General features: G+C 54.5%; 12 protein-coding genes, 1 tRNA gene, 1 rRNA gene and 5 pseudogenes. 15 read left to right on the forward strand and 4 right to left on the reverse strand.

Translation table 11 applies throughout. From position 1 onward, the window contains the following. Positions 1-52: 52 nt before the first annotated feature. The 10 genes and pseudogenes from rrf (at position 53) to KP703_RS11430 (ending at position 6,967) form a co-directional block, all read left to right on the forward strand. Positions 53-168, forward strand: a 5S ribosomal RNA gene (gene rrf, locus KP703_RS11380). A gap of 27 nt (positions 169-195) precedes the next feature. Continuing rightward, positions 196-272, forward strand: a tRNA-Met gene (locus KP703_RS11385). A 248-nt stretch (positions 273-520) separates the two neighbouring features. Then, positions 521-1,891, forward strand: a complete 1,371-nt coding sequence (locus tag KP703_RS11390) for a hypothetical protein (RefSeq protein WP_215755002.1) — start codon at positions 521-523, stop codon at positions 1,889-1,891. A 322-nt stretch (positions 1,892-2,213) separates the two neighbouring features. Next, the gene (locus KP703_RS11395) at positions 2,214-2,723 is read left to right on the forward strand and encodes a hypothetical protein (protein ID WP_215755003.1); all 510 of its coding nucleotides are present in this window, start codon (positions 2,214-2,216) and stop codon (positions 2,721-2,723) included. Between the two features lie 200 nt (positions 2,724-2,923). After that, a pseudogene (locus tag KP703_RS16040) lies at positions 2,924-3,726 on the forward strand (IS3 family transposase); the annotation flags it as partial. 7 nt (positions 3,727-3,733) lie between these two features. Next, a pseudogene (locus KP703_RS11410) lies at positions 3,734-4,294 on the forward strand (IS3 family transposase); the annotation flags it as partial. 55 nt (positions 4,295-4,349) lie between these two features. Further along, positions 4,350-4,562 (forward strand): integrase core domain-containing protein, encoded by a 213-nt coding sequence (locus KP703_RS11415; RefSeq protein ID WP_215755006.1) that lies wholly within the window; start codon positions 4,350-4,352, stop codon positions 4,560-4,562. 40 nt (positions 4,563-4,602) lie between these two features. Next, a pseudogene (gene trbG / locus KP703_RS11420) lies at positions 4,603-5,493 on the forward strand (P-type conjugative transfer protein TrbG); the annotation flags it as partial. Beyond that, the gene (locus KP703_RS11425; RefSeq protein WP_215755008.1) at positions 5,490-6,698 is read left to right on the forward strand and encodes a TrbI/VirB10 family protein; all 1,209 of its coding nucleotides are present in this window, start codon (positions 5,490-5,492) and stop codon (positions 6,696-6,698) included. The pseudogene trbG and the gene KP703_RS11425, both read left to right, overlap by 4 nt. Beyond that, positions 6,695-6,967: a DUF2274 domain-containing protein gene (locus tag KP703_RS11430; RefSeq protein ID WP_215755009.1), complete on the forward strand. Its 273-nt coding sequence runs from the start codon at positions 6,695-6,697 to the stop codon at positions 6,965-6,967. The genes KP703_RS11425 and KP703_RS11430 overlap by 4 nt, the downstream gene beginning before the upstream one ends. Positions 6,968-6,996: 29 nt before the next feature. Here KP703_RS11430 and KP703_RS11435 read toward each other — a convergent pair whose 3' ends face one another. Continuing rightward, entirely contained in the window at positions 6,997-7,323 is a 327-nt protein-coding gene (locus KP703_RS11435) for a type II toxin-antitoxin system RelE/ParE family toxin (RefSeq protein WP_306789698.1), read from the reverse strand. Continuing rightward, on the reverse strand, positions 7,283-7,537 hold the full coding sequence (locus KP703_RS11440; protein WP_099963191.1) for a type II toxin-antitoxin system ParD family antitoxin: 255 nt from the start codon (positions 7,535-7,537) through the stop codon (positions 7,283-7,285). Before KP703_RS11440 ends, KP703_RS11435 begins: the two co-directional genes overlap by 41 nt. A gap of 291 nt (positions 7,538-7,828) precedes the next feature. On the opposite strand from KP703_RS11440, the gene KP703_RS11445 reads away from it, so the two are divergent. The 5 genes and pseudogenes from KP703_RS11445 (at position 7,829) to KP703_RS11460 (ending at position 19,279) form a co-directional block, all read left to right on the forward strand. After that, positions 7,829-8,965 carry a helix-turn-helix domain-containing protein gene (locus KP703_RS11445; protein ID WP_215755010.1) on the forward strand — a complete coding sequence of 379 codons (1,137 nt, stop codon included), beginning with the start codon at positions 7,829-7,831 and terminating at the stop codon, positions 8,963-8,965. A gap of 191 nt (positions 8,966-9,156) precedes the next feature. Next, complete coding sequence (locus KP703_RS15925) at positions 9,157-9,375, forward strand: transposase (RefSeq protein WP_373687486.1); 219 nt, start codon at positions 9,157-9,159, stop codon at positions 9,373-9,375. Further along, positions 9,366-10,051, forward strand: a pseudogene (locus KP703_RS11450) (IS5 family transposase); the annotation flags it as partial. The gene KP703_RS15925 and the pseudogene KP703_RS11450, both read left to right, overlap by 10 nt. 10 nt (positions 10,052-10,061) lie before the next feature. Continuing rightward, positions 10,062-10,301, forward strand: a pseudogene (locus tag KP703_RS11455) (transposase); the annotation flags it as partial. Positions 10,302-10,720: 419 nt separating this feature from the next. After that, positions 10,721-19,279: a GH36-type glycosyl hydrolase domain-containing protein gene (locus KP703_RS11460; protein WP_215755012.1), complete on the forward strand. Its 8,559-nt coding sequence runs from the start codon at positions 10,721-10,723 to the stop codon at positions 19,277-19,279. Between the two features lie 105 nt (positions 19,280-19,384). Here KP703_RS11460 and KP703_RS11465 read toward each other — a convergent pair whose 3' ends face one another. Next, a complete protein-coding gene (locus KP703_RS11465) occupies positions 19,385-19,870 on the reverse strand; it encodes a heme-binding protein (RefSeq protein ID WP_215755013.1) in 486 nt (161 codons plus the stop codon). Between the two features lie 71 nt (positions 19,871-19,941). Next, the gene (locus KP703_RS11470; protein ID WP_252354032.1) at positions 19,942-20,484 is read right to left on the reverse strand and encodes a heme-binding protein; all 543 of its coding nucleotides are present in this window, start codon (positions 20,482-20,484) and stop codon (positions 19,942-19,944) included. Positions 20,485-20,552 lie beyond the last annotated feature (68 nt).

Here is a 20,552-nt window from a genome sequence, read left to right on the forward strand (position 1 = left end):
CACCACCCCACTCAGGGTGGACTCACCACCCCACTCAGGGTGGACTGGATGACCTGGTGGCCATGGCGGGGAGTGATCCACCCGATCCCATCCCGAACTCGGCCGTGAAACCCCCCAGCGCCTATGATACTGCGGCTTAAGTCGTGGGAAAGTCGGTCGCCGCCAGGTCTTCCAGTCTACCCTAATCAACACCACCGCGGGGTGGAGCAGCCCGGTAGCTCGTCAGGCTCATAACCTGAAGGCCGCAGGTTCAAATCCTGCCCCCGCAACCAAGCACAAGTCCTTGATAGGACACGATAAACCCGCCTCACTCAGGCGGGTTTTTTGTTGCCTAAAATTCTCTGCAGGAAACACATAGGAAACAGACGAAAAGGTACCGGGGCGCATTTTTGTCCACTTTCACAAATGCGTGATTGAAGAGCGGGGCACCCTGTCGCCTGTTTCGGGGTATCATTCTAGGCTTGTCGAGTCAGGACAGTCTGCCCCTCTGCTGTCCGTATCAGGAGACGCAGTAACAGCCATGGCCGCAGACGAACTCACGGGACTGATCCGTTATCTCGGTCAGGAAGACTGGCAGGAGTGTTTTGGCGAAGTGCTCGCCGATCACATCGGTCCGGCGCTGGAAGCGGGCGACATCTCCTTCGAGGATCTGGCGGAGATGATCGGTCCCGACGTCGCCATGACGCTATGGGGCTGCGCCTTCGAGGATTTTCTCGGGCAGGATTGGGATGATGGTCGGAACTTCGTCGACGTTTACCTCAAGCGTCGGGGCTGGAAGGAAGGGCCACGTAACAGCGCCTACATGCGTGCCCTCAAGGCTTCGGTCATGAGCCTGTATGAAGTCTCGGACATCAAACCCGGCCAGAGCCTGATGGCGCGTGACCTGCTGCGGGGTGGTGATCCGGTTCTGGTGCATGAAGGCACGGCCACCCGGACACTGGAGCAGTGGGACCGGATTGCAGCACGTCTCGTGCCGTCCGATGGAAAGACCATTCTGGCAGGTGGGTTGCTCGCTTATTCGCGGGGTGCCTGTGAGGATATGGCTGCGAACCTTTGCAGGGCCCTGCGGAAAAGACGGGGCAAGGCAGAGTTTCCAAAAGTCGATACGCAGACGCTGCATGAACTTGCGCCGATGTTCACGCTGACCTGGCTGTTCCGGACACTGGAGGACATGGCCCAGCAGATGGAGGGGCCAGCGCTGTTCAATGGGGACGGAGAGGATCTGGTCTTCCACGAAGTGTGTTTCCCGCTGGCAAAGGGCGTGACGCAGAAGATGGTGGCAGATTCGCTTGACCAGATCGCGGCTTTGCGGCCGGAGAGCCGGTCGTTCTGGAACTGGCTGAAAGAGCTGATGAGCGAACCCGTGCGCAAGGCTGGACGGGATAAAAACGGGCGGTTCCTGCGCACGGAGATGGATGACGGCGCGATCGTGCTGGGCACGCTGGACCTGAAGGGGCGGCAGTTGCGGCTGCAGGTGAACTCGAAAGAGCGTGCCGAACGTGGTCGTGCCATGCTGCAGGTCGGTCTGGGAGATCTCGTGCGCGCTCCGCTCACGCAAATCATGACGCCGGCGCAGGCGATGGAAGATCGGGGGACGCATGGACGGGAGGTCTCGCCAGAACTGCAGATCCGGCCCGAGGAGGAAGCCCGGATTATCGGGCAGATGCTGGAGCAGCACTATCGGCAGGTGCTTGATGAGCCAGTCCCGGCCCTGGGGGATATGACGCCGCGCCAGGCCGTCCTGACAGCTTCAGGACGTAAAAAGGTAGCCATCTGGTTGAAGGATATCGAAAATACTACGGTCCGCGCCCAGGGGAGTGGCGGTGCCATGGCTGCCTACGATTTTGGGAGGATGTGGCACGAACTCGGAATCATCAGGCTCAGGAAATAGTCCGCTATCGCCTCATGCCAGACATCCAAAAGGCTGTGGCGATAGTCCGAAAGCCGACATGGCTAGACAACCGTGATAAATTAAACTTAAAGTTTTTTTGCCGTTCTTGACTAAGTCGATGGTTGTTAACTCCCAGAAGAATCTAACTTCGACTTCGGCAGGAGCCATGCTATCCGAATGGATAGAACATCTTTGACGGCGAATAGTTAATGGTCAGAAAGGATTTTAAATGTGATGACTTCACCGGATCGGTGGTAGAAAAAATAATAAACGATTACTATAATGTTTGAAACAAAATTACAAAAATTAAGGAGCAAAATGGATGGATGAATTCCTAGATTCCTACTCTGACGACCAAATCTATTTAACATTATTAGAAAAACTTGTTGATGGTGATCCTGAAGAGGCACTTTGTCCGGAAAGAATAAAGTACTCAAGTTACTGTAGATTGTGGAGTACTATGATGATTGGATCCATAGAAATGATGATAAAAAAATGGAACACAGGGGATAACCTTTGGAGTGACATCTATTCTTATTTTAATAAAGGAACTAATGAAGAGCGTATTGATAGATTAAGGAAAGCATTTACAGTTAGAGGGATAAAATTGGATGAAGATGTATTTAAGGATTTATTAGCCATTAAATATATCAGAAATACATACGTTCATGGCGACTGGGATGCGCAGCAGAAAACGTACGTTGTCGAGCGGTGTTTCCCGGATAATTTAATGCAATTCTCCAAGCCTAATTTTGTTAGATTTCAGGAGGTTTATGCTTCAGTCATGAATGTTCTCGGAACGATAAACGCGATCAACGCCATATCGAAATAGCGAGATACGGCCTGAGTTAAAATTCAACGATAAATCTTGGATGCAGCTTAGCAATCGATGGACGGCGGCTTTTTGGAACAAGCCGCTGTTCACGACTGCGCCGTTGAATGGCATAAGGTAGGTCCGAGCCGACATACTGGACGTGTCCCGGTTTAGTTCCGGACCTTTAAGACCGAAGATGGTCATGAAGGAGATTTGGAATGGGACGAGTTTACAAGGCCGAGTTCAAACACGAGGCGGTGCGTTTGGCGCTGAGTAGCGGTCTGTCGCGTGAGCGTATTGCTCAGGATCTGGGGATTGGGTCTTCGACGTTGAAGAAATGGATCCGTGATGCGCAGCAGCACGACACTGTGGTTTCTGACGCAACGGATCATACAGCGTTATTGCGTGAGAATGAGAGATTGCGACGTGAGAACTTTCTGCTGCGGGAGGAGAGGGAACTGTTAAAAAAGGCAACACAGTTCTTCGCGAGCCAAAGGTCGTGAGGTTTGCCTTTATCGCTCGATATCATGGGCCGCTTTCACGCGACCGGGTCTGCCGCCTGTTTGGCGTCAGCGACCGGGGTTTAAGAGCCTGGCGATGCCGCCCGGTCTGTGCCCGCAGAAGACAGGATGATATCCTGATGGTGCATATCCGTACCATTCACGCGCAGAGCAGGCGAAGCTACGGACGTCCCCGCATGACAGAGAAACTCAGGGCTGCCGGTCTGTCTGTAGGGCATCGTCGCGTTGGACGTCTGATGCGCGAGCATGACAGTCGTGTTGTCAGGACACGACGCTTCAAGGTGACCACGAACAGTTCGCACAGGCACAATATTGAACCAAACCTTCTGGGACAGGATTTTTCAGCACCAGCGCTTAACCAGAAATGGACAGCGGACATAACATATATCTGGACATGTGAAGGCTGGGTTTACCTGGCTGTGGTGCTGGACCTCTTCTCACGCAGAGTCATCGGCTGGAACCTTGAGGTCCGCATGACCGCAGATCTTGCCACGACAGCAGAGTCGTGTTGTCAGGACACGACGCTTCAAGGTGACCACGAACAGTTCGCACAGGCACAATATTGAACCAAACCTTCTGGGACAGGATTTTTCAGCACCAGCGCTTAACCAGAAATGGACAGCGGACATAACATATATCTGGACATGTGAAGGCTGGGTTTACCTGGCTGTGGTGCTGGACCTCTTCTCACGCAGAGTCATCGGCTGGAACCTTGAGGTCCGCATGACCGCAGATCTTGCCACGACAGCATTACAGCGCGCTATTGCCTTGCGTCAGCCACCATCAGGCTGCGTCCATCATGCGGATCGTGGCAGTCAGTATTGTTCAGAGGCTTACCGGCGGCTCCTCTCTGCTCATGGCTTTATCGTGTCTATGAGCAGAAAAGGAAACTGCTGGGACAATGCTGTCACGGAAAGCTTCTTCAAGACCCTGAAAGCTGAACTCCTGTGGCGGCAGGCATGGAGGACGCGCCAGAACGTCGAACAGGCTATCACATGCTACATCAATGATTTCTATAATCCGCAGAGGCTGCATTCCGCACTCCGTATTGTCGGATCGTGGCAGTCAGTATTGTTCAGAGGCTTACCGGCGGCTCCTCTCTGCTCATGGCTTTATCGTGTCTATGAGCAGAAAAGGAAACTGCTGGGACAATGCTGTCACGGAAAGCTTCTTCAAGACCCTGAAAGCTGAACTCCTGTGGCGGCAGGCATGGAGGACGCGCCAGAACGTCGAACAGGCTATCACATGCTACATCAATGATTTCTATAATCCGCAGAGGCTGCATTCCGCACTCCAATGGAAAAGCCCTCTGGATTACGAGCGCAATGCCGCTTAACAGATAACCCATGGTCCGGAACTAAACCGGGACACGTCCAAGAATTCCCGATCCACCGAAACCAGTGCGGGTGGTGGAAGTCCCGAAACCGCTTCCCCTGCCGGGCCAGCTCAAGCCGTTGCCCTCACGACGTGCGGTCCATCCGGCCCCCGAAGTCGCCGATCCGACCGCGCGTGTGACACAGGCCAATCTGGCAGCGCGCATCCAGCCGACGCGAGCCGGGTTCATCAATGCGGTGCAGGTCTATCCTTATTCTCCCGGTGCCCTCTATCAGGTTTACACCTCGCCCGGCGAGATCACCGACATCATGCTCCAGCAGGGTGAAAAGCTGGTGGGCACTGGACCCGTGGCGGCAGGTGACACGGTGCGCTGGATCATCGGTGATACCGAGAGCGGGGCAGGAGCGACAAAGCGGATTCATATCCTGGTCAAACCAACGCGCCCAGATCTGACCACCAACCTGATCGTCAACACCGACCGGCGGACCTATCTCGCCGAACTGCGTTCCACCCCGGCGACGTATATGGCGTCGGTGTCGTGGGATTACCCCGAGGACAGCCTTATCGCTCTGCATCGGCAGGACAGTGCGGCTGATGATGCTAGCCCGGTGGACACGGGGCTGGACCTGAACACGCTGAATTTCCGCTATGCCATCCAACCGGTGAAAGGGGGCACGCCGCCCTGGCTGCCCGGCCGGGCCTTCGATGACGGCCACAAGGTCTATATCGCCTTTCCGGTCGGCATAGGGCAGGGGGAACTGCCCCCGCTGTTCGTGCTGGGGGCCGATGGGGGGCCGGAACTGGTCAATTACCGGGTCCGGCAGAACTGGATGATCGTCGATCGCCTGTTTGCCGCTGCGGAACTGCGTCTGGGCGACAAACACTCCGAGCAGCGGGTGCGCATCGTACGCACAGATGGACGGCGGACATGACGGACGGGCAGGAAGAACGCCGGGACGAAAGCGGGGAAGGCGGCACAGAAAACGCATCCCCTGCGGTCCCGCCATCGCCGCCCGATCTGCGTCTGCGGGCGGAACGACCGCGTGTCGTGCGGCTGTCGCGCTATGTTGTCTGGGGGCTGGCGGGCACGGGTATGATCGGGATTGGTCTGGCGCTGGGCTATGCGCTGCAGAATTCCGCCCGGCAGAGACCAGCGTCTGCCGTGCAGGATTCCGATGCGCGCCCCTCGGCCGATGGGCTGGATGCCCTGCGGAAGGATTATACCGGTGTGCCGAAACTGGGACTGCCTTTGCCTGGTGATCTGGGCAAACCAATCCTGAAAGCGCAGCAGGAAGGCAGGGCCGGACCGGTTTCCGGCATGGGCGACCGGCGCGCCGAACAGGAAGTCGAGGCGGCCATTGCCAGCAAGCTGTTCGTGCAGACGCAGAATGCCGGGCGGCAGGACAGCGCGTCCGCCCCTGCGTTGCCCTCTGCAGGGGGTACCACTCCGGTTGCCCCTACGGGCACAAACGACCGGCAGGCCGCCAACCGTGCCTTTCTGGCGGGACAACCTGATCGCGTCACGGTCAGCCCGGATCGCCTGACGCCGCCTGTTTCCCCATACGTCATTCAGGCGGGAACGGTCATCGCGGGCGCGCTTAACTCGAAAGTCAGTTCTGACCTGCCGGGGCAGCTGATCGGGCATGTGACACAGAACGTCTATGACAGTCCGACCGGACGCTATCTGCTTGTGCCCCAGGGCAGCACCCTGTTCGGCACCTATAACAGCAGCGTCTCTTTCGGGCAGCAGCGCACGCAGGTGATCTGGACCCGTCTCATCCGTCCCGATGGCGAGAGCATTGTGCTCGACAGGATCCCGGGTGCCGATGCGATCGGCCAGACCGGGCTCAAGGATCTGGTGGATCAGCACTGGGGCCAGCTTTTCAGGGCAGCACTGGTGACAACCATGCTGAGCGTCGGGTCCGAAGCCGGGACATCATGGGGTGAGAACAACCTGCTTCAGGCGATCCGCAGCGGCGCTAGCAACGGGCTTTCCATGGTGGGAAACCGCCTGATCGACCGCAGCATGGATGTGCAGCCCACGCTGACCGACCGGCCCGGCCTGCCATTCACGCTGATCGTCAATCGTGATCTGGTTTTGAAACCCTGGCATCCGCATGAAGGAGCAGCGCCATGACAAAACTCCGTATCAGCACCATTCCTGACAGCCGGCCGGTCAAACTGACGATCGAACTGCCAGCCGAGATACATCGTGACCTGCTGCTGTATGCTGAACTGGTCTCGGAAAAAGCAGGGGAGGCGGCAGATGCCATCCCCGATGCGGCCCGGCTGGTGCCGCTTATGGTCGGGCGTTTCATGGAGACCGATCGGGTCTTCCAGAAACAGCGGCGGGGCAGAAAGCCAGCACCTGCTGCGGGAACGACAGGCGTCTCCAGCGAACGGTAAAGCAGGTTTGGCGCGCGGTAGCAGCATTGTCAGTCTGTTTCCATAAGCCGCTCCCAGCGCCGTAATCGGGGCAGCACGCGGACGATCAGAACCCCGTCGTCGTCAATGAGATAGAGGATATGGTGAGCCCGATGACGGTGTAGCCGTATCGGTGGGTCGAACTCACGACGTTCCGGCGCAAGCTGCGGATGTGAGGCGATAAGGTCGAACGCGTCCGCCAGTCCTGCATGGTAGATTTCGGCCTGCCGTGGCCCAAAATCCCTCACGCCCTGTATATAGATATTGACGATATCGTCTTCGGCAAGCCTTGTCTTTCTACAGGTCGGCATCCGTCGTCCCGGCAGCCGCGCGAGCATCCTGCAGCAACTGCTTCATGCTTCTGGTCCCCACGCCGCTACGCAGACCGGCCGTGATGTGGGCCTGAACCTCATCATGCGCCGCACGGGCCTCCTGATCACGCCGGATCAGATCGCGGACATAGTCGCTCGCATTGCTGTAGCGTCCCGTCCTGGCCTGAGCCTCTACCCATTCCTTCATGGGGTCCGGCAGGGATACGTTCATTGTTGCCATCGGTGCCTCCGATCTCAAGGATGACAATCTTTGTCAATTTTTGTCAATAAAATTGAGGGTAGAGGTTAGGCTGTATCTCGATGGGGTTATTTATGTGGACGGGATTTTGCATGGCTGCCAGTCTTCTAAATAGAATGAACGGATCGGCAGAAAGTACTTTTTTCCGCACGTTTCTTGTATGTTATTAGATAGTTAGAAGGAGCATTCTCGAACGTTTGTGATAGAGACATGCAGGAGGCGCCCCGCAATGATATCTTGCAGAATCCTTTGTGCAAGGGTATATGTTGCCCTATGAATAATAGCATTATAGGCGCGCGCATAAAGGCGCTTCGTGAAGGCAAGAAATTGACGCAGGAGCGGCTTGCCGAAATTTTGCAGGTCGAAAGTCGACAATCAGTTTCTGAAATCGAGCGTGGGCGTCGTCGTCTCTCGGCCGAGGAACTTATCAAGGTTGTCAGATATTTTGACGTAACATTTGATCAATTAACGAATCCATTTCTGTTGTCTGCTAAGGATAGCTTTTCCTGGAGACAAAAAAATGTTGCGTTACAAGATTTAAATAGTTTCGAAAACGTAGCAGGAGAATGGGTCGGAGCATATCGTGAACTTGCCAGATTAAACAACATCAAAACAAAGAAGATATTGCCGCGCATTGGCTTGACGCATGCGAGTAGCTTTGAAGAAGCTGTTCAGGCAGGAGAAGATGTCGCAGAGGAAATGGGGCTCACAAACAATCCGGCGCATCATTTAATAAATTCTCTTGAAGAGAAATTCGACATTCTAGTACTAATGGTGGACCCAATAGAAGGGATTTCTGGGGCAGCTTGTCGGTTGCAGGCGCTCAACGCTATTTTGATAAACAAAAATGAGCAACTGGGGCGTCGAAATTCAGACGTTGCGCATGAATTTTTTCATATCCTTACTTGGGATCAAATGAAGCCAGAGCGGGTAGAATGTTCTGCCGAAGCTTGGGAGCGTCCATCTTCTCGTTCGCAAAATAGGAATTTGCGAATTGAACAGTTGGCGGATAATTTTGCGTCTGGCCTTTTGATGCCTTCGTGGGAACTCGATCGTATTGGCCCACCGTCAAAGACTGACCCAATAGGATGGTTGGTGGCCGCAGCTATCCAGCTTGGGGTATCCGTAAACGGACTTAAGTGGCGTCTTGTTAACAGTAAAAGATATCCAGAACTCATAAAGATAAAAAATGACGATATTGCTCTTGTCGCCCAAAACATCGAGACAGAGAAAAAACCTGAATTGTTTGGTGGTCGATTTATTAATATAATTATTAAATCGATTGAAGGGGGGCATTTATCTGCAGGACGAGCTGCCAGACTTCTTGGGGTAAGCCGAAGTGGTTTAGCAGATTTATGTAAAGCATACGGTTTTCCGTGTCCTGTAGAGTTGCAAACCGGTGTCGATTAAGTCTGGAGATATAGTATTAGTCGACACTAATTTAATTATCCAAGGGCATATGAAGCGTTGTTGGCCCGCTATTAGTGGTGCATATCGCCTGCAGACGGTTGATCAGTGTATAGTGGAGGCGATGACCGGAGGTCATAGCTGGAACAATTCTAGGGCCTGTTAGATCTTGAATTTCTTCCCATATTGTAGGGATGGAAGAAGGAGACAGAACAGGCACCTTTACGGACGAGACATGGGCGATCTGGGAACCTCTGATTGAGGCGGTTCGCCCAAGGGGCAAGACGCCGCCCCATGATCTGCAGCGTACGATAGCAGCAATTTTCTGGCGCCATGAGAATGGCGCGAAATGGCGGAGCATCCCCGCTGAACTGGGGCCGTGGTGGCGAGCGGCCCAGCTTTGCGTACGATAGCAGCRATYTTCTGGCGYCATGAGAATGGYGCGAAATGGCGRAGYATCCCCGCTGARCTGGGKCCGTGGTGGCGRGCGGCSCAGCTTTTCATCCGCTGGGCKAARCTGGGKGTGTGGGAACGCCTGCTCGMACTGGTTCAGGAMCAMCASGGAGTRGCRCTKGGCATGACTTTTCTGGATGGCACGAAYATCAGRGCTCACCACAAGGCGGCGGGAGCCCMAAAAAAGGGGSCTCTTTYGAAGAGCGAGACCATCGTGAAGCACTTGGCYGCTCTCGCGGCGGCTATGGCACAAAAGTSTGCGTGATMGCRGACGGRCAYGGAAARGCYRTTGGTTTYGCYCTGGCRCCCGGMCAGGCCCATGAACTGCCRCTGGCTCCAGATATGCTCGATAGCCTTCCTGCCATTCCTTTGTGGGTGGTGGCGGACAAGGGCTATGCCTCGGACGCCTTCCGTGAACGTATCTGGGACATGGGAGCCCGACCGGCCATTCCCGCAAAACGACGCGATGCGCCGGTTGCCTGCCCCAGATGGGTCTATCGGTGTCGGCACCTGGTCGAGAACCTCTGGGCCCGTCTCAAGGAATGGCGTGCTGTTGCAACCAGATACGAGAAAACCGCAGCATCGTTCCTGGCCGTCATACACATCGCTGCAGCCGCAGACTGGATCAAGTGCTAACAGGCCCTAGGCCTCGGACGCCTTCCGTGAACGTATCTGGGACATGGGAGCCCGACCGGCCATTCCCGCAAAACGACGCGATGCGCCGGTTGCCTGCCCCAGATGGGTCTATCGGTGTCGGCACCTGGTCGAGAACCTCTGGGCCCGTCTCAAGGAATGGCGTGCTGTTGCAACCAGATACGAGAAAACCGCAGCATCGTTCCTGGCCGTCATACACATCGCTGCAGCCGCAGACTGGATCAAGTGCTAACAGGCCCTAAACCAAGAGCAGGCTGGCTCTGTCAGGCCGAGTGCACTGGCAGCAATATTCGCGCCCTGAGGGCGGGGAACTATTCCCTACGCTCCACGTTGTTATTCGTAGTGACTCATCCCCTCCATCGCAAAAGCTGGAGATAGGTGAACACTTTTCTATATAAATCAAAGCGTTTCAATTCTTCTGTGACACCTGGTGATCAAGGAGAAAACCATGAAGATGCAGTCTCATCTACGTCGGGCTGCTTCCCTTACTGCCAGGAGCGATACGGCAGAACGACTGAAAACGATTTTCTAAACCCAACTGGCTTACAAGAAAAACTTGCATAATGTCAGCAATCCGCTCGCGCAGAAGCCTTTTCCGAAAACAAAGACAAAAACCCTTTTCTCTTCCAAGCGCTAAGACGGAGCAACAGCATGGACGGCTCTACGGATTTTCCTCAACATGCAGCGGGTCGGGCCGACCGCCCGTCTTTCTGGCTGCGTCTCTTCAAGCCCGATACATCCCTTTACTGGCAAAACGATGGAGCGCCGGTAAAAAGTGAAATTTTCGGCATTGAGCGCCTTGAGGCACATGCCCGTAGTCTGGCCGTTGCTCAGACAATTACTCACAAAAGCAAGACGAGCAGTTATCCATTAAAACACCGCCTCGCAGAAAATGGTATTTTCCTTCGCAAAACAGATGCCGCTATTACAGAAGCGCTGCAGGCCGGGAAACAGTTAACACCAGCAGCCCAGTGGCTTGCCGACAATTATGCGCTTATTGATATGCAGATCAGGGAAACAAGCCTTGACCTGTCTCCCGGTTACTATGCCCGCCTGCCCAAGCTGGCAAACGGACCGTTTGAAGGATTACCCCGGATTTTTGGCGTGATGTGGGCGCTTGTCGCCCATACTGACAGCCACCTGCATCAGGATGTCCTTTGCCGCTATCTTCTGGCCTATCAAAGTGTGACGCCCCTCACCATTGGGGAACTGTGGGCTGTTCCCATGACCCTGCGGATTGTGCTCATCGAAAATCTGCGCCGGACCGCTCACGCCATCATCGACAATAGTAACAGTCGCCGCGCGGCTGATCTTTTTGCCGATAAACTTGAAAAAACTCGTAAAGACGAAGGCCTTTCCATCCAGAAGGTTCTCTCTCTCGTTGAGCCAGAAAGCCTGACCCCGGCTTTTGTTGCCCGTCTCGTTCATCGGTCAAGAGGGCTGGATCTGGAAAAAGATCCCGCTCTGGTCTGGCTAGAGCAACGTCTGGCAGACAAGAAAAGCAGTATTGAAAAAACCATTCAGGACGATTTTCAAAATCAAGGGGCGTTCAACGCTACTGTTCGCAATATCATCACGAGCCTACGCTTGATTGCCGGTCTGGACTGGACAGAAATCTTTGAGCAGATCTGTCTGATTGATAAAGCCTTCACAAACTATCCAAGCTTTACTCAGGCCGATTTTGCAAGCCGGGACCTGTACCGCAAGGCCATTGAAGATCTGGCGCTTGGCAGCAAAGTCTCTGAGCTCGATATCGCCCATCGCGCCATTGCCTTTGCACAACAGGCGCAGGAAACGCACGCCTCGGACCCGCGCAAAAGCGACCCTGGCTATTACCTTCTTCTGGACGGTCGCCTGGCGCTCGAAGCCGAAGTGGGATTCACCCCTCCCCTTTCCAGAAAAGTTATACGGGATTTCTGTCATCGTGGAATTACCGGATATAGTCTGGCTATTTTCATCCTGTCACTCTTTTTCCTTAGCATTCCCATCTGGATTTCAGAAAAAGAATACACCCCCACCTTCTGGCTGGTCCTTGTCGTAATCTGCGCCGCAATCCCAACATCTGAGGCTGCTGTCGCCTGCATCAACAGGCTCGCCCTCCGTGCGGTTAAAGTCACCATGCTGCCAGGGCTTGAGCTGTTGCAGGGCATCCCGGACCATATGCGCACTCTTGTTGTCATTCCCGCCCTTCTAACAGATGCAAAAACTGTCAAAGAGCTTCTGACGCGACTTGAAATCCACTATCTGGCCACGCACGACAGGAGCGTCCATTTTGCCCTCCTGACCGACTGGAAAGATTGTGACACCGAAGCCAGTCCGGATGATGGCGTGCTTTTGCATCAGGCCGTTACCGGTATTGCTCTCCTGAATCAGCGCTTTGGCGCATCTCCTAATGGAGACAGGTTTCTGCTTTTGCATCGTCGCCGCATCTGGAGCGAGAGTGAGGGCGCATGGATGGGATGGGAGCGCAAGCGCGGAAAGCTCCATGAGCTAAACCGGCTGCTACGCGGCGCCACCGACACGACGTTTCTGGAAGATCAGAGCCGTCTTCTGCCGCAAAATGTTCGCTATGTTGTCACGCTGGATGCGGATACACGCCTCCCTCTGGAAACAGTGCGGCGGTTGGTTGGCAAGCTTGCTCACCCTCTTAATAGCCCGCAATTCAATCCTGAAACGCGAAGAATTGAGAAAGGCTATGCCATCCTGCAACCCCGGGTGACGCCTTCTCTCCCTGTCGGGCATCACAGTACGGTCTTTCAAAAAATCTATTCGACATCCAGCGGGATCGATGCCTATTCCGCAGCCATCTCGGACCTTTATCAGGACATGTTTGGAGAAGGGTCCTACGCGGGGAAAGGCATTTATGACATTGATGCTTTTGAAGCTGCTCTGGCCGGCCGTGTACCGGAAGGCACCCTTCTGAGCCATGATCTGTTTGAAGGCATTTTTGCACGCGCTGCGCTCGCCTCTGATATTGAAGTCGTTGAGGAATTCCCGACCGATTACATGGTCTCTGCTCAACGGCTGCATCGCTGGACGCGCGGCGACTGGCAACTCTTGCCGTGGATCATTTCCGGCACAACAAAAACACCGCTACCGCATGACCGCCTGTCCGGAATTGCCCGGTGGAAAATGCTTGATAACCTGCGCCGGACACTGTGCGCTCCGTTCACACTCATCACCTTACTGGCATGCTGGCTTCTTACGCCAGACAACGCGGCCATCTGGACGCTCTTTATCCTTTTGATAGTTGCGCTTCCTGCATTCCTGCCTGTTCTGCCGGATCTTTTCCCACGGCGAGAATGGATCACCTTCCGGAGCTACTTCACCGTCATTACGTCACACCTCATGACCGCAGCCATCATGACGGCGCTCAATCTCACGTTTCTGGCCCATCAGGCCTTTCTTATGATGGATGCAATCTGTCGCACCTTCGTGCGGGTCTTCCTAACGCGTCGCCTGCTGTTGCAGTGGGTTCCGGCGGCCCATACGGCCCACCTGCTCCAGTCGGGCATGGCGCAATATTATCAGAAAATGCTTGCAGCTCCCATTTTTGCTGGCGTGCTCACCCTTTACGTCATGTGGACAGACCCAGAGACCCTCCTCTTATGTGCACCTCTTGCCTGCCTGTGGGTTCTGTCCCCCGCTCTTGCTCTGTGGACCAGTCGCTCTCCGATCATCCCGTCTCAGTCACGTCCATCGCGCACTGATATCAGAACACTCCGCCTCACTGCGCGCAGGACGTGGCGTTTTTTTGAAACCTTCGTCACACCAGCAGATAGCATGCTGCCGCCAGACAACTTTCAGGAAGACCCCAGCCCCGTTCTGGCCCGACGCACATCGCCAACCAATATTGGTCTCTATCTTCTCTGCGCCATCAATGCGCGGGACTTTGGCTGGTCTGGCCTTCAGGACACGGTGGAACGGCTGGAATCCACCCTGAAAACAGTCCGGAAAATGGAGAAATACCGGGGCCATTTATACAACTGGTATAGTACAGAAACCCTCGAGCCTCTGAACCCTCTTTATGTTTCTACAGTGGATAGCGGCAATTTCGCCGGGCATCTCATTACCGTTTCCAGCACCTGCCGTGAATGGCTCACGCAGGAAACTGAGCCTCATGACTGGCGAGCCGGCCTTTCCGACGCCATCACAATCGCCATTATGGAAATTACTTTTAGAGACGGAATACGCCTTCAACTCACCAAACAGCAGCGCGTTCTTCTCAGGTCTCTTGGAAAACTGAAAAATGCAGTCTTATCAGCACCAGAAGACAAAACGAGCCTGACTCTGACGCATTTCCTCCAGCAGGCGAAAATTATTGCTGAGCATGCAGCCCATCTGTTTCCGTTCCCGGAGGAGTCATCCATACCTTCATCCAGAGACCCGGCCTTCTGGGCCTCAGCTCCGCTCCGCACGCTGGAAAGTCATCTTCGTGACTTCGACCAGTCCCGAAAATCCGGCCTTCTGGAACGTATTCAAACGCTGGAGTATCAGGCCCAACAGCTTGCTAACGAGATGGATTTCAGTTTTCTGCGCGATACATCCCGGAAACTGCTGTCCATTGGCTTTCTGGTGCAAGACGACACGGCGGATGCCAACTGTTACGACCTTCTCGCATCGGAAGCACGGCTGGCTGTGTATTTTGCCATTGCCAAAGGGGACATTCCCGCACGGGACTGGTTCCGCCTTGGCAGGGCCATAACGCCTTCTGGCAATGGGGCCGCGCTTGTCTCATGGTCCGGGTCGATGTTCGAATATCTCATGCCGTCTCTGGTCATGCGGGCACCCGTCGGCAGCCTGCTGCAGGAGACAAACGCCCGGATTGTCCAACGCCAGATCGCCTATGGACAAAGCCGAAACATTCCATGGGGTATTTCCGAGGCCGCTTATAACGTCCGGGATCTTGACTATACTTATCAGTATTCAAATTTTGGCGTGCCCGGACTAGGTCTCAAACGTGGCCTTGCGCAGGATATGGTTGTGGCTCCGTATGCTACCTTGCTGGCCGCGATGATTGATCCACAAAAAGCTGTCGCCAACCTCTCTGTTCTGGAAAAAACCGGCGCACAAGGGCGATACGGCTTTTTTGAAGCACTGGATTACACGCCCGAACGTATTCCAGAGAACCAGACTGTGGCGATTGTCCGCGCTTACATGGCACACCATCAGGGTATGTCCATTCTCGCCGTCGCCGATACTGTTCTGAACGGGGTCATGAGAACCCGTTTTCATAATGACCCAACCATGGCCTCTGCGGAACTGCTCCTGCAGGAGCGCGCGCCAGACAAAAGTGCTGTGGCCCGCCCTCTTCCTGCCGAACAGGCTATTCCCGCCCCGGCCCCCGAAGCAACGATACGCGCAGGCCGTTACTATAGCACGGCCTACACGCAGGAGCCGGTAACGCATCTGCTTTCAAACGGTCGTTATACTGTCATGCTCACATCTGCTGGTTCTGGTTATAGCAGTTGGCAGGGACAGATGCTTACACGGTGGCGAGAAGACCCTACGCTCGACCAGCATGGTTCTTATGTCTATCTGAAAAACGTCAAAACAGGTTTTGTCTGGTCTGCGGGTATCCAGCCCTGTGGCACTATACCCGATGACTATCTGGTTGGTTTTCACGAAGACCGTGCAGAAATTTCCCGCCGGGATGGGGCACTCACCACCACTCTGGACATCATGGTTTCCGCAGAAGATGATGCTGAAGTTCGGCACCTCACGCTCTCCAATGCAGGCCATGAGACGCAGGAAATTGATATCACCTCCTATGCTGAACTCGCACTTCTGGCCCAAGACGCAGACCTGGCACATCCAGCGTTCACCAAGCTGTTTGTTCAGACCGAATATCTTCCTGAAGCCAAAGCGCTTATTGCCACACGCAGGCGAAGAACCCCGGACGAGGCAGAAATCTGGGTTGCCCATCTTGCTGTTTCTCCGCTTCCCATCCGCATGGGAACAGACCGGGCAGACTTCATCGGTCGCAACCACACCGTGCGCTCTCCAGTCGCCATGACGAGAAAAACCGCGTTATCAGGACAAACAGGAACTGTTCTTGACGCCTCTTTCTCTCTTCGTTGCCGGGCAGCGCTCAAACCGGGCACCACAACGCGCATTTCTTTCTGGACCATGGCAGCATCGTCCCGGGAAAAACTTCTGGACCTGATTGATACGCATAAGGATGCTGCCGCTCTGGACCGCGTGCGCACTCTGGCCTGGACACAAGCACAAATCCAGTTGCGTCACCTTGATATCAATCCGACGGAAGCAGACCTGTTCCAGCGTCTGGCAAGCCATATCCTGTTTGCAGGCTCTTCTCTGCGCGCATCATCCCCTGCAATCAGGCGTGGCGCGGGCCCCCAGACGGGATTGTGGGAACTCGGCATTTCCGGCGACCTCCCTCTCGTTGTTCTGACAGTCAAGGAAAATTCAGGGACAGACATCGTACGTCAGGTTCTGCTGGCTCATGAATATTTCCGCCTCAAACAGCTCCCGATTGATCTGGTTATCCTGAACGACCACCCCTCTTCCTACCTGCAGGATCTCCAGATCTCTTTGGAAAATCTGGTGCGTTCCATTCCTAAAGCCGCAACAGGGGCAGGGTCAGTTCGTATTTTACGGACTGATCTGCTCTCTCCCGGCACTCTGGCTCTTCTCCTGTCCGTTGCGCGCGTTGTTCTGGGTGCGAAAGACAGCCTTGAGGAACAGCTTGATCTGGCAGAATCCCAGCCTGCACAGACGCCGCCTGCCTTTCAGCCTCTTCCCATTTCCGAGCCTGCCGCATTTGATACGCCACCCGTGCCAGAACTGGAGTTCTTCAATGGTTACGGTGGGTTTGCAAATAATGGCGAAACTTATGTTGTTGTGCTGTCTCCGGGCACGTCCACACCAGCTCCGTGGATCAACGTCATAGCCAACGAGACATTCGGCTTTCTGGCCTCAGCAGAAGGCAGCGGGCACACATGGGCTCTTAACAGCCGGGAACATCAGATCACGCCCTGGTCCAATGACCCGATCAGCAATCCTCCGGGTGAGATTTTCTATCTGCGAGATGAAGAAACTCATACTGTCTGGAGCCTTACCGCCGCAGTCCGACGAGACGCCGGCGCAACTTACGTCACCCATCATGGGCGGGGCTATACGCGCTACGAGCGGATAGCCCACGGCATTGCCAGCAGCCTGTTGCAATATGTGCCGCCAACAGACCCGATAAAACTCTCACGCATTCAACTGCATAATCTTTCGGGACAGTCCCGCACCCTGTCCCTCACCAGCTATGTGGAATGGGTTCTGGGAACCTCCCGAACGAAAACAGCCCCTTTCATCACCACCGAAACAGACTCAAAAACCGGCGCCCTTTTTGCCAGAAACCAATGGGATGGGACCTATGGCTCCCGTGTAGCCTTTGCCGATCTGGGCAGCTACGTCACGACCATTTCCGGAGATCGCAAGAGTTTTGTCGGGCGCAACGGGTCTCTGGATAACCCCGGTGCCTTTACCCATTCTGATGGCGTGCACAGCGCAACAGGAGCCGGGCTGGACCCCTGTGGCATCCTCCAGACCCTTATTACGCTGCCGGCCAATGGCCGTGTTGAAATTGTCTTCCTGCTTGGTGAGGCGTCGGACGAAGCTGAAGCAAGGCGGCTTATTCTCCAGTATCGCACGGCAGACCTTGATGACGTTCTGCAAGCCGTTACTGCAAAATGGAACACAGTCTGCCATGCCATTCAGGTCAAAACCCCTGATAGAAGCATGGATATCATGCTCAATGGCTGGCTTTTATATCAGACTCTCTCCAGTCGTGTTCTGGCCAGAGCGGGCTTTTATCAGGCCAGTGGCGCTTTTGGCTTCCGGGATCAGTTGCAGGATGGCATGGCGCTCGCAACGTCCTCCCCGGAGCGTGTTCGGGAGCATATTTTACGGGCGGCATCTCGCCAGTTTCCTGAAGGCGATGTGCAACACTGGTGGCTTCCGCAAACTGGCTCTGGTGTTCGCACCCATATTTCTGATGATTGCACCTGGCTGGCCTACACAGTAGCCCACTATGTCACGACAACCGGAGACAAGGCCGTCCTGGACGAAAGTATAGGATTCCTTGAGGCTCCCCCTCTGCCGATTACAGAACACGACCACTTTACGGTTCCCGCACTCTCTTCTGAAAAAGCCAGTCTGTTTGAACATTGCGCGCGGGCACTGGACCATAGTCTACCTGTGGGAGACCATGGCCTGCCTCTTATGGGAACAGGAGACTGGAATGACGGGATGAACAGGGTGGGAGAACAGGGCCGAGGAGAAAGCGTGTGGCTTGGCTGGTTCCTCTACACCACGCTGAAGATATTCATTCCTCTTGCCCTTGAGCGACATGACACGGCTCGAGCCTCAGCCTGGCAGAACCACACTGAAAAGCTGGCCAATGCTCTGGAACGCGCATGGGATGGAGACTGGTATCTGCGTGCCTATTTTGATGACGGCACGCCCCTTGGTTCTCATAAGAACACTGAATGCCAGATTGATGCCATTTCCCAGTCCTGGGCTGTTCTGTCTAATGCGGCATCTCCCGAACGCACGCATCACGCCATGTACTCGGCTGTTGAGCATCTTGTCCGCTCAGAGGATGGGCTAATCCTTGTTCTCACACCGCCTTTTGACAAAGCTCTGCCTGATCCCGGTTATATCAGAGGCTACCCGCCCGGAGTGCGGGAAAATGGAGGGCAATATACCCATGCGGCACTCTGGACAGTAATGGCCATTGCGGCACAGGGAGACGGCAATCAGGCTCATGCTTTGTTCAGCATGCTTAACCCCATCCAGCACGCCCGCACACAGGAGCAGGCAAACCGTTACAAACTGGAACCTTACGTGGTTGCTGCGGATATTTATTCAGTCGCTCCGCACATGGGGCGAGGTGGCTGGTCCTGGTACACCGGGTCGGCCGGATGGATGCAGCGCACAGGCATTGAATCCCTTCTTGGCATTCGCATTCAGGGAGACATGCTTTTGATAACCCCCTGCATTCCACGGGAATGGCCTGAATTTGAAGTCACGCTCCACTGGCGCAGCAGTCAGTATCACTGCATCATCAAGAACCCCAACCGGGTCAATCACAGCACATCACCAGACCTGACCGTCGATAATATCTCTTTGGGGAAAACAGACAGACTTCAACTCCACGATGATGGAGCAAGTCATACAGTTATTTATACGATTTAGTTAAAATTATCTGCATAACTGCGATATTAAGAGAACAACATATTCTCTTAATATCGCATTGTGAGCAGGAAAACTATTACTCGGTATTTTCCTACGCCTTAAAATTTATGGGTGAAAACCGCCAGCGGTATCCGTCGCAACCGCATCATCCAGATCATCCGTAGCACCACTCACCCCCACGGCACCAATAAGATACTGGCCGTTCATAACAGGGGCAGAACCCGGCACGGCCGTAATGCCCGGCAGAGTTGTGAGAAATGCCTGATTCTGACTGACACGTTCCGCCAGAACTTTCCCGCGAGAACTGTAGAGAGCCGCCGTTCGGGCTTTCTTGATGGCTGTTTCGTCAGTGCCTGTCTGAGAATCATCCATCCGCGTAAATGCCAGCAACCTGCCTGATGCATCCACAATGGCAATGCTCACTTTCATGCTCCGCTGCTTTGCCGCGGCTTCTGCTGCATTCAGCAAACTTTTTGCGCCAGCACTGCTGAGCACGGTGCGCGTTAACACCTTGCTGTCATCAGCCTGCGCCGCAGCCATTGTGGAGAAGCCAGCAAGAATGGCCAAAGGCCCGAGAAATTTAAGTTTCATGTGACGTCCTGACCTGAAGAAGTTCTACCAACTTTTGTTTTTGTAAAAAGCATTTCCTGTCGCATGACGCTTCAGTGAAAATGCTTTGCCGTATCGACCACAAGCGCCTGCTCAGCTTCGTTCGTATCACCACTGGTGCCAATGCTACCGACCACAGTTTCACCCTGCTTGAAGACCGCACCACCCGCTGAAGGCAGAATGCCAGGAACAAAACCGATTGGAAGATTTTGCGCGCGTGCGGCATCAAAAAACTCAATCGTATTGCGGGCAAATCGTGCCGCAGATTTTGCTTTGGCAATTGAAGCCTCTACACATCCTGCATAGGCGCCCTGCATCCGGATGAATGCGACAAGATTTCCATCAGTGTCTTCAACAGCAATGCACAGCTTAAGGTGACGGCTTTCAGCCAGACCAACCGCATAATGCGCCATATCCATCGCAGCATCTGTCGTAATGTTGAGCTGCGGCGCCGTTGAGGCCGCCTGCGCCAAAGCGGGTGAGGCACACAAAAGAGTGGACGCAAAAGCTGCAAGTATTTTTTTCATTGCAAAGGGTACCTTATTGGAGATGTTCTTATTGACCCAGTCGTGACGTTTACTCTTTCCCTCCGCCAAGATTGCAAAATCATAAACGTCACACAGTAGAAAACTCGACACCGAAACCATCGGATCAAAAAAGAACT

It is taken from the genome of Acetobacter sp. P5B1, assembly GCF_018811985.1.
Classification (GTDB): domain Bacteria; phylum Pseudomonadota; class Alphaproteobacteria; order Acetobacterales; family Acetobacteraceae; genus Acetobacter; species Acetobacter cerevisiae.

Coding starts and splice junctions, on each gene's coding strand:
- KP703_RS11390 (WP_215755002.1), top strand. CDS start 521: ATGGCCGCAGACGAACTCACGGGACTGATCCGTTATCTCGGTCAGGAA.
- KP703_RS11395 (WP_215755003.1), top strand. CDS start 2,214: ATGGATGAATTCCTAGATTCCTACTCTGACGACCAAATCTATTTAACA.
- KP703_RS11415 (WP_215755006.1), top strand. CDS start 4,350: ATGAGCAGAAAAGGAAACTGCTGGGACAATGCTGTCACGGAAAGCTTC.
- KP703_RS11425 (WP_215755008.1), top strand. CDS start 5,490: ATGACGGACGGGCAGGAAGAACGCCGGGACGAAAGCGGGGAAGGCGGC.
- KP703_RS11430 (WP_215755009.1), top strand. CDS start 6,695: ATGACAAAACTCCGTATCAGCACCATTCCTGACAGCCGGCCGGTCAAA.
- KP703_RS11435 (WP_306789698.1), bottom strand. CDS start 7,323: ATGCTCGCGCGGCTGCCGGGACGACGGATGCCGACCTGTAGAAAGACA.
- KP703_RS11440 (WP_099963191.1), bottom strand. CDS start 7,537: ATGGCAACAATGAACGTATCCCTGCCGGACCCCATGAAGGAATGGGTA.
- KP703_RS11445 (WP_215755010.1), top strand. CDS start 7,829: ATGAATAATAGCATTATAGGCGCGCGCATAAAGGCGCTTCGTGAAGGC.
- KP703_RS15925 (WP_373687486.1), top strand. CDS start 9,157: ATGGAAGAAGGAGACAGAACAGGCACCTTTACGGACGAGACATGGGCG.
- KP703_RS11460 (WP_215755012.1), top strand. CDS start 10,721: ATGGACGGCTCTACGGATTTTCCTCAACATGCAGCGGGTCGGGCCGAC.
- KP703_RS11465 (WP_215755013.1), bottom strand. CDS start 19,870: ATGAAACTTAAATTTCTCGGGCCTTTGGCCATTCTTGCTGGCTTCTCC.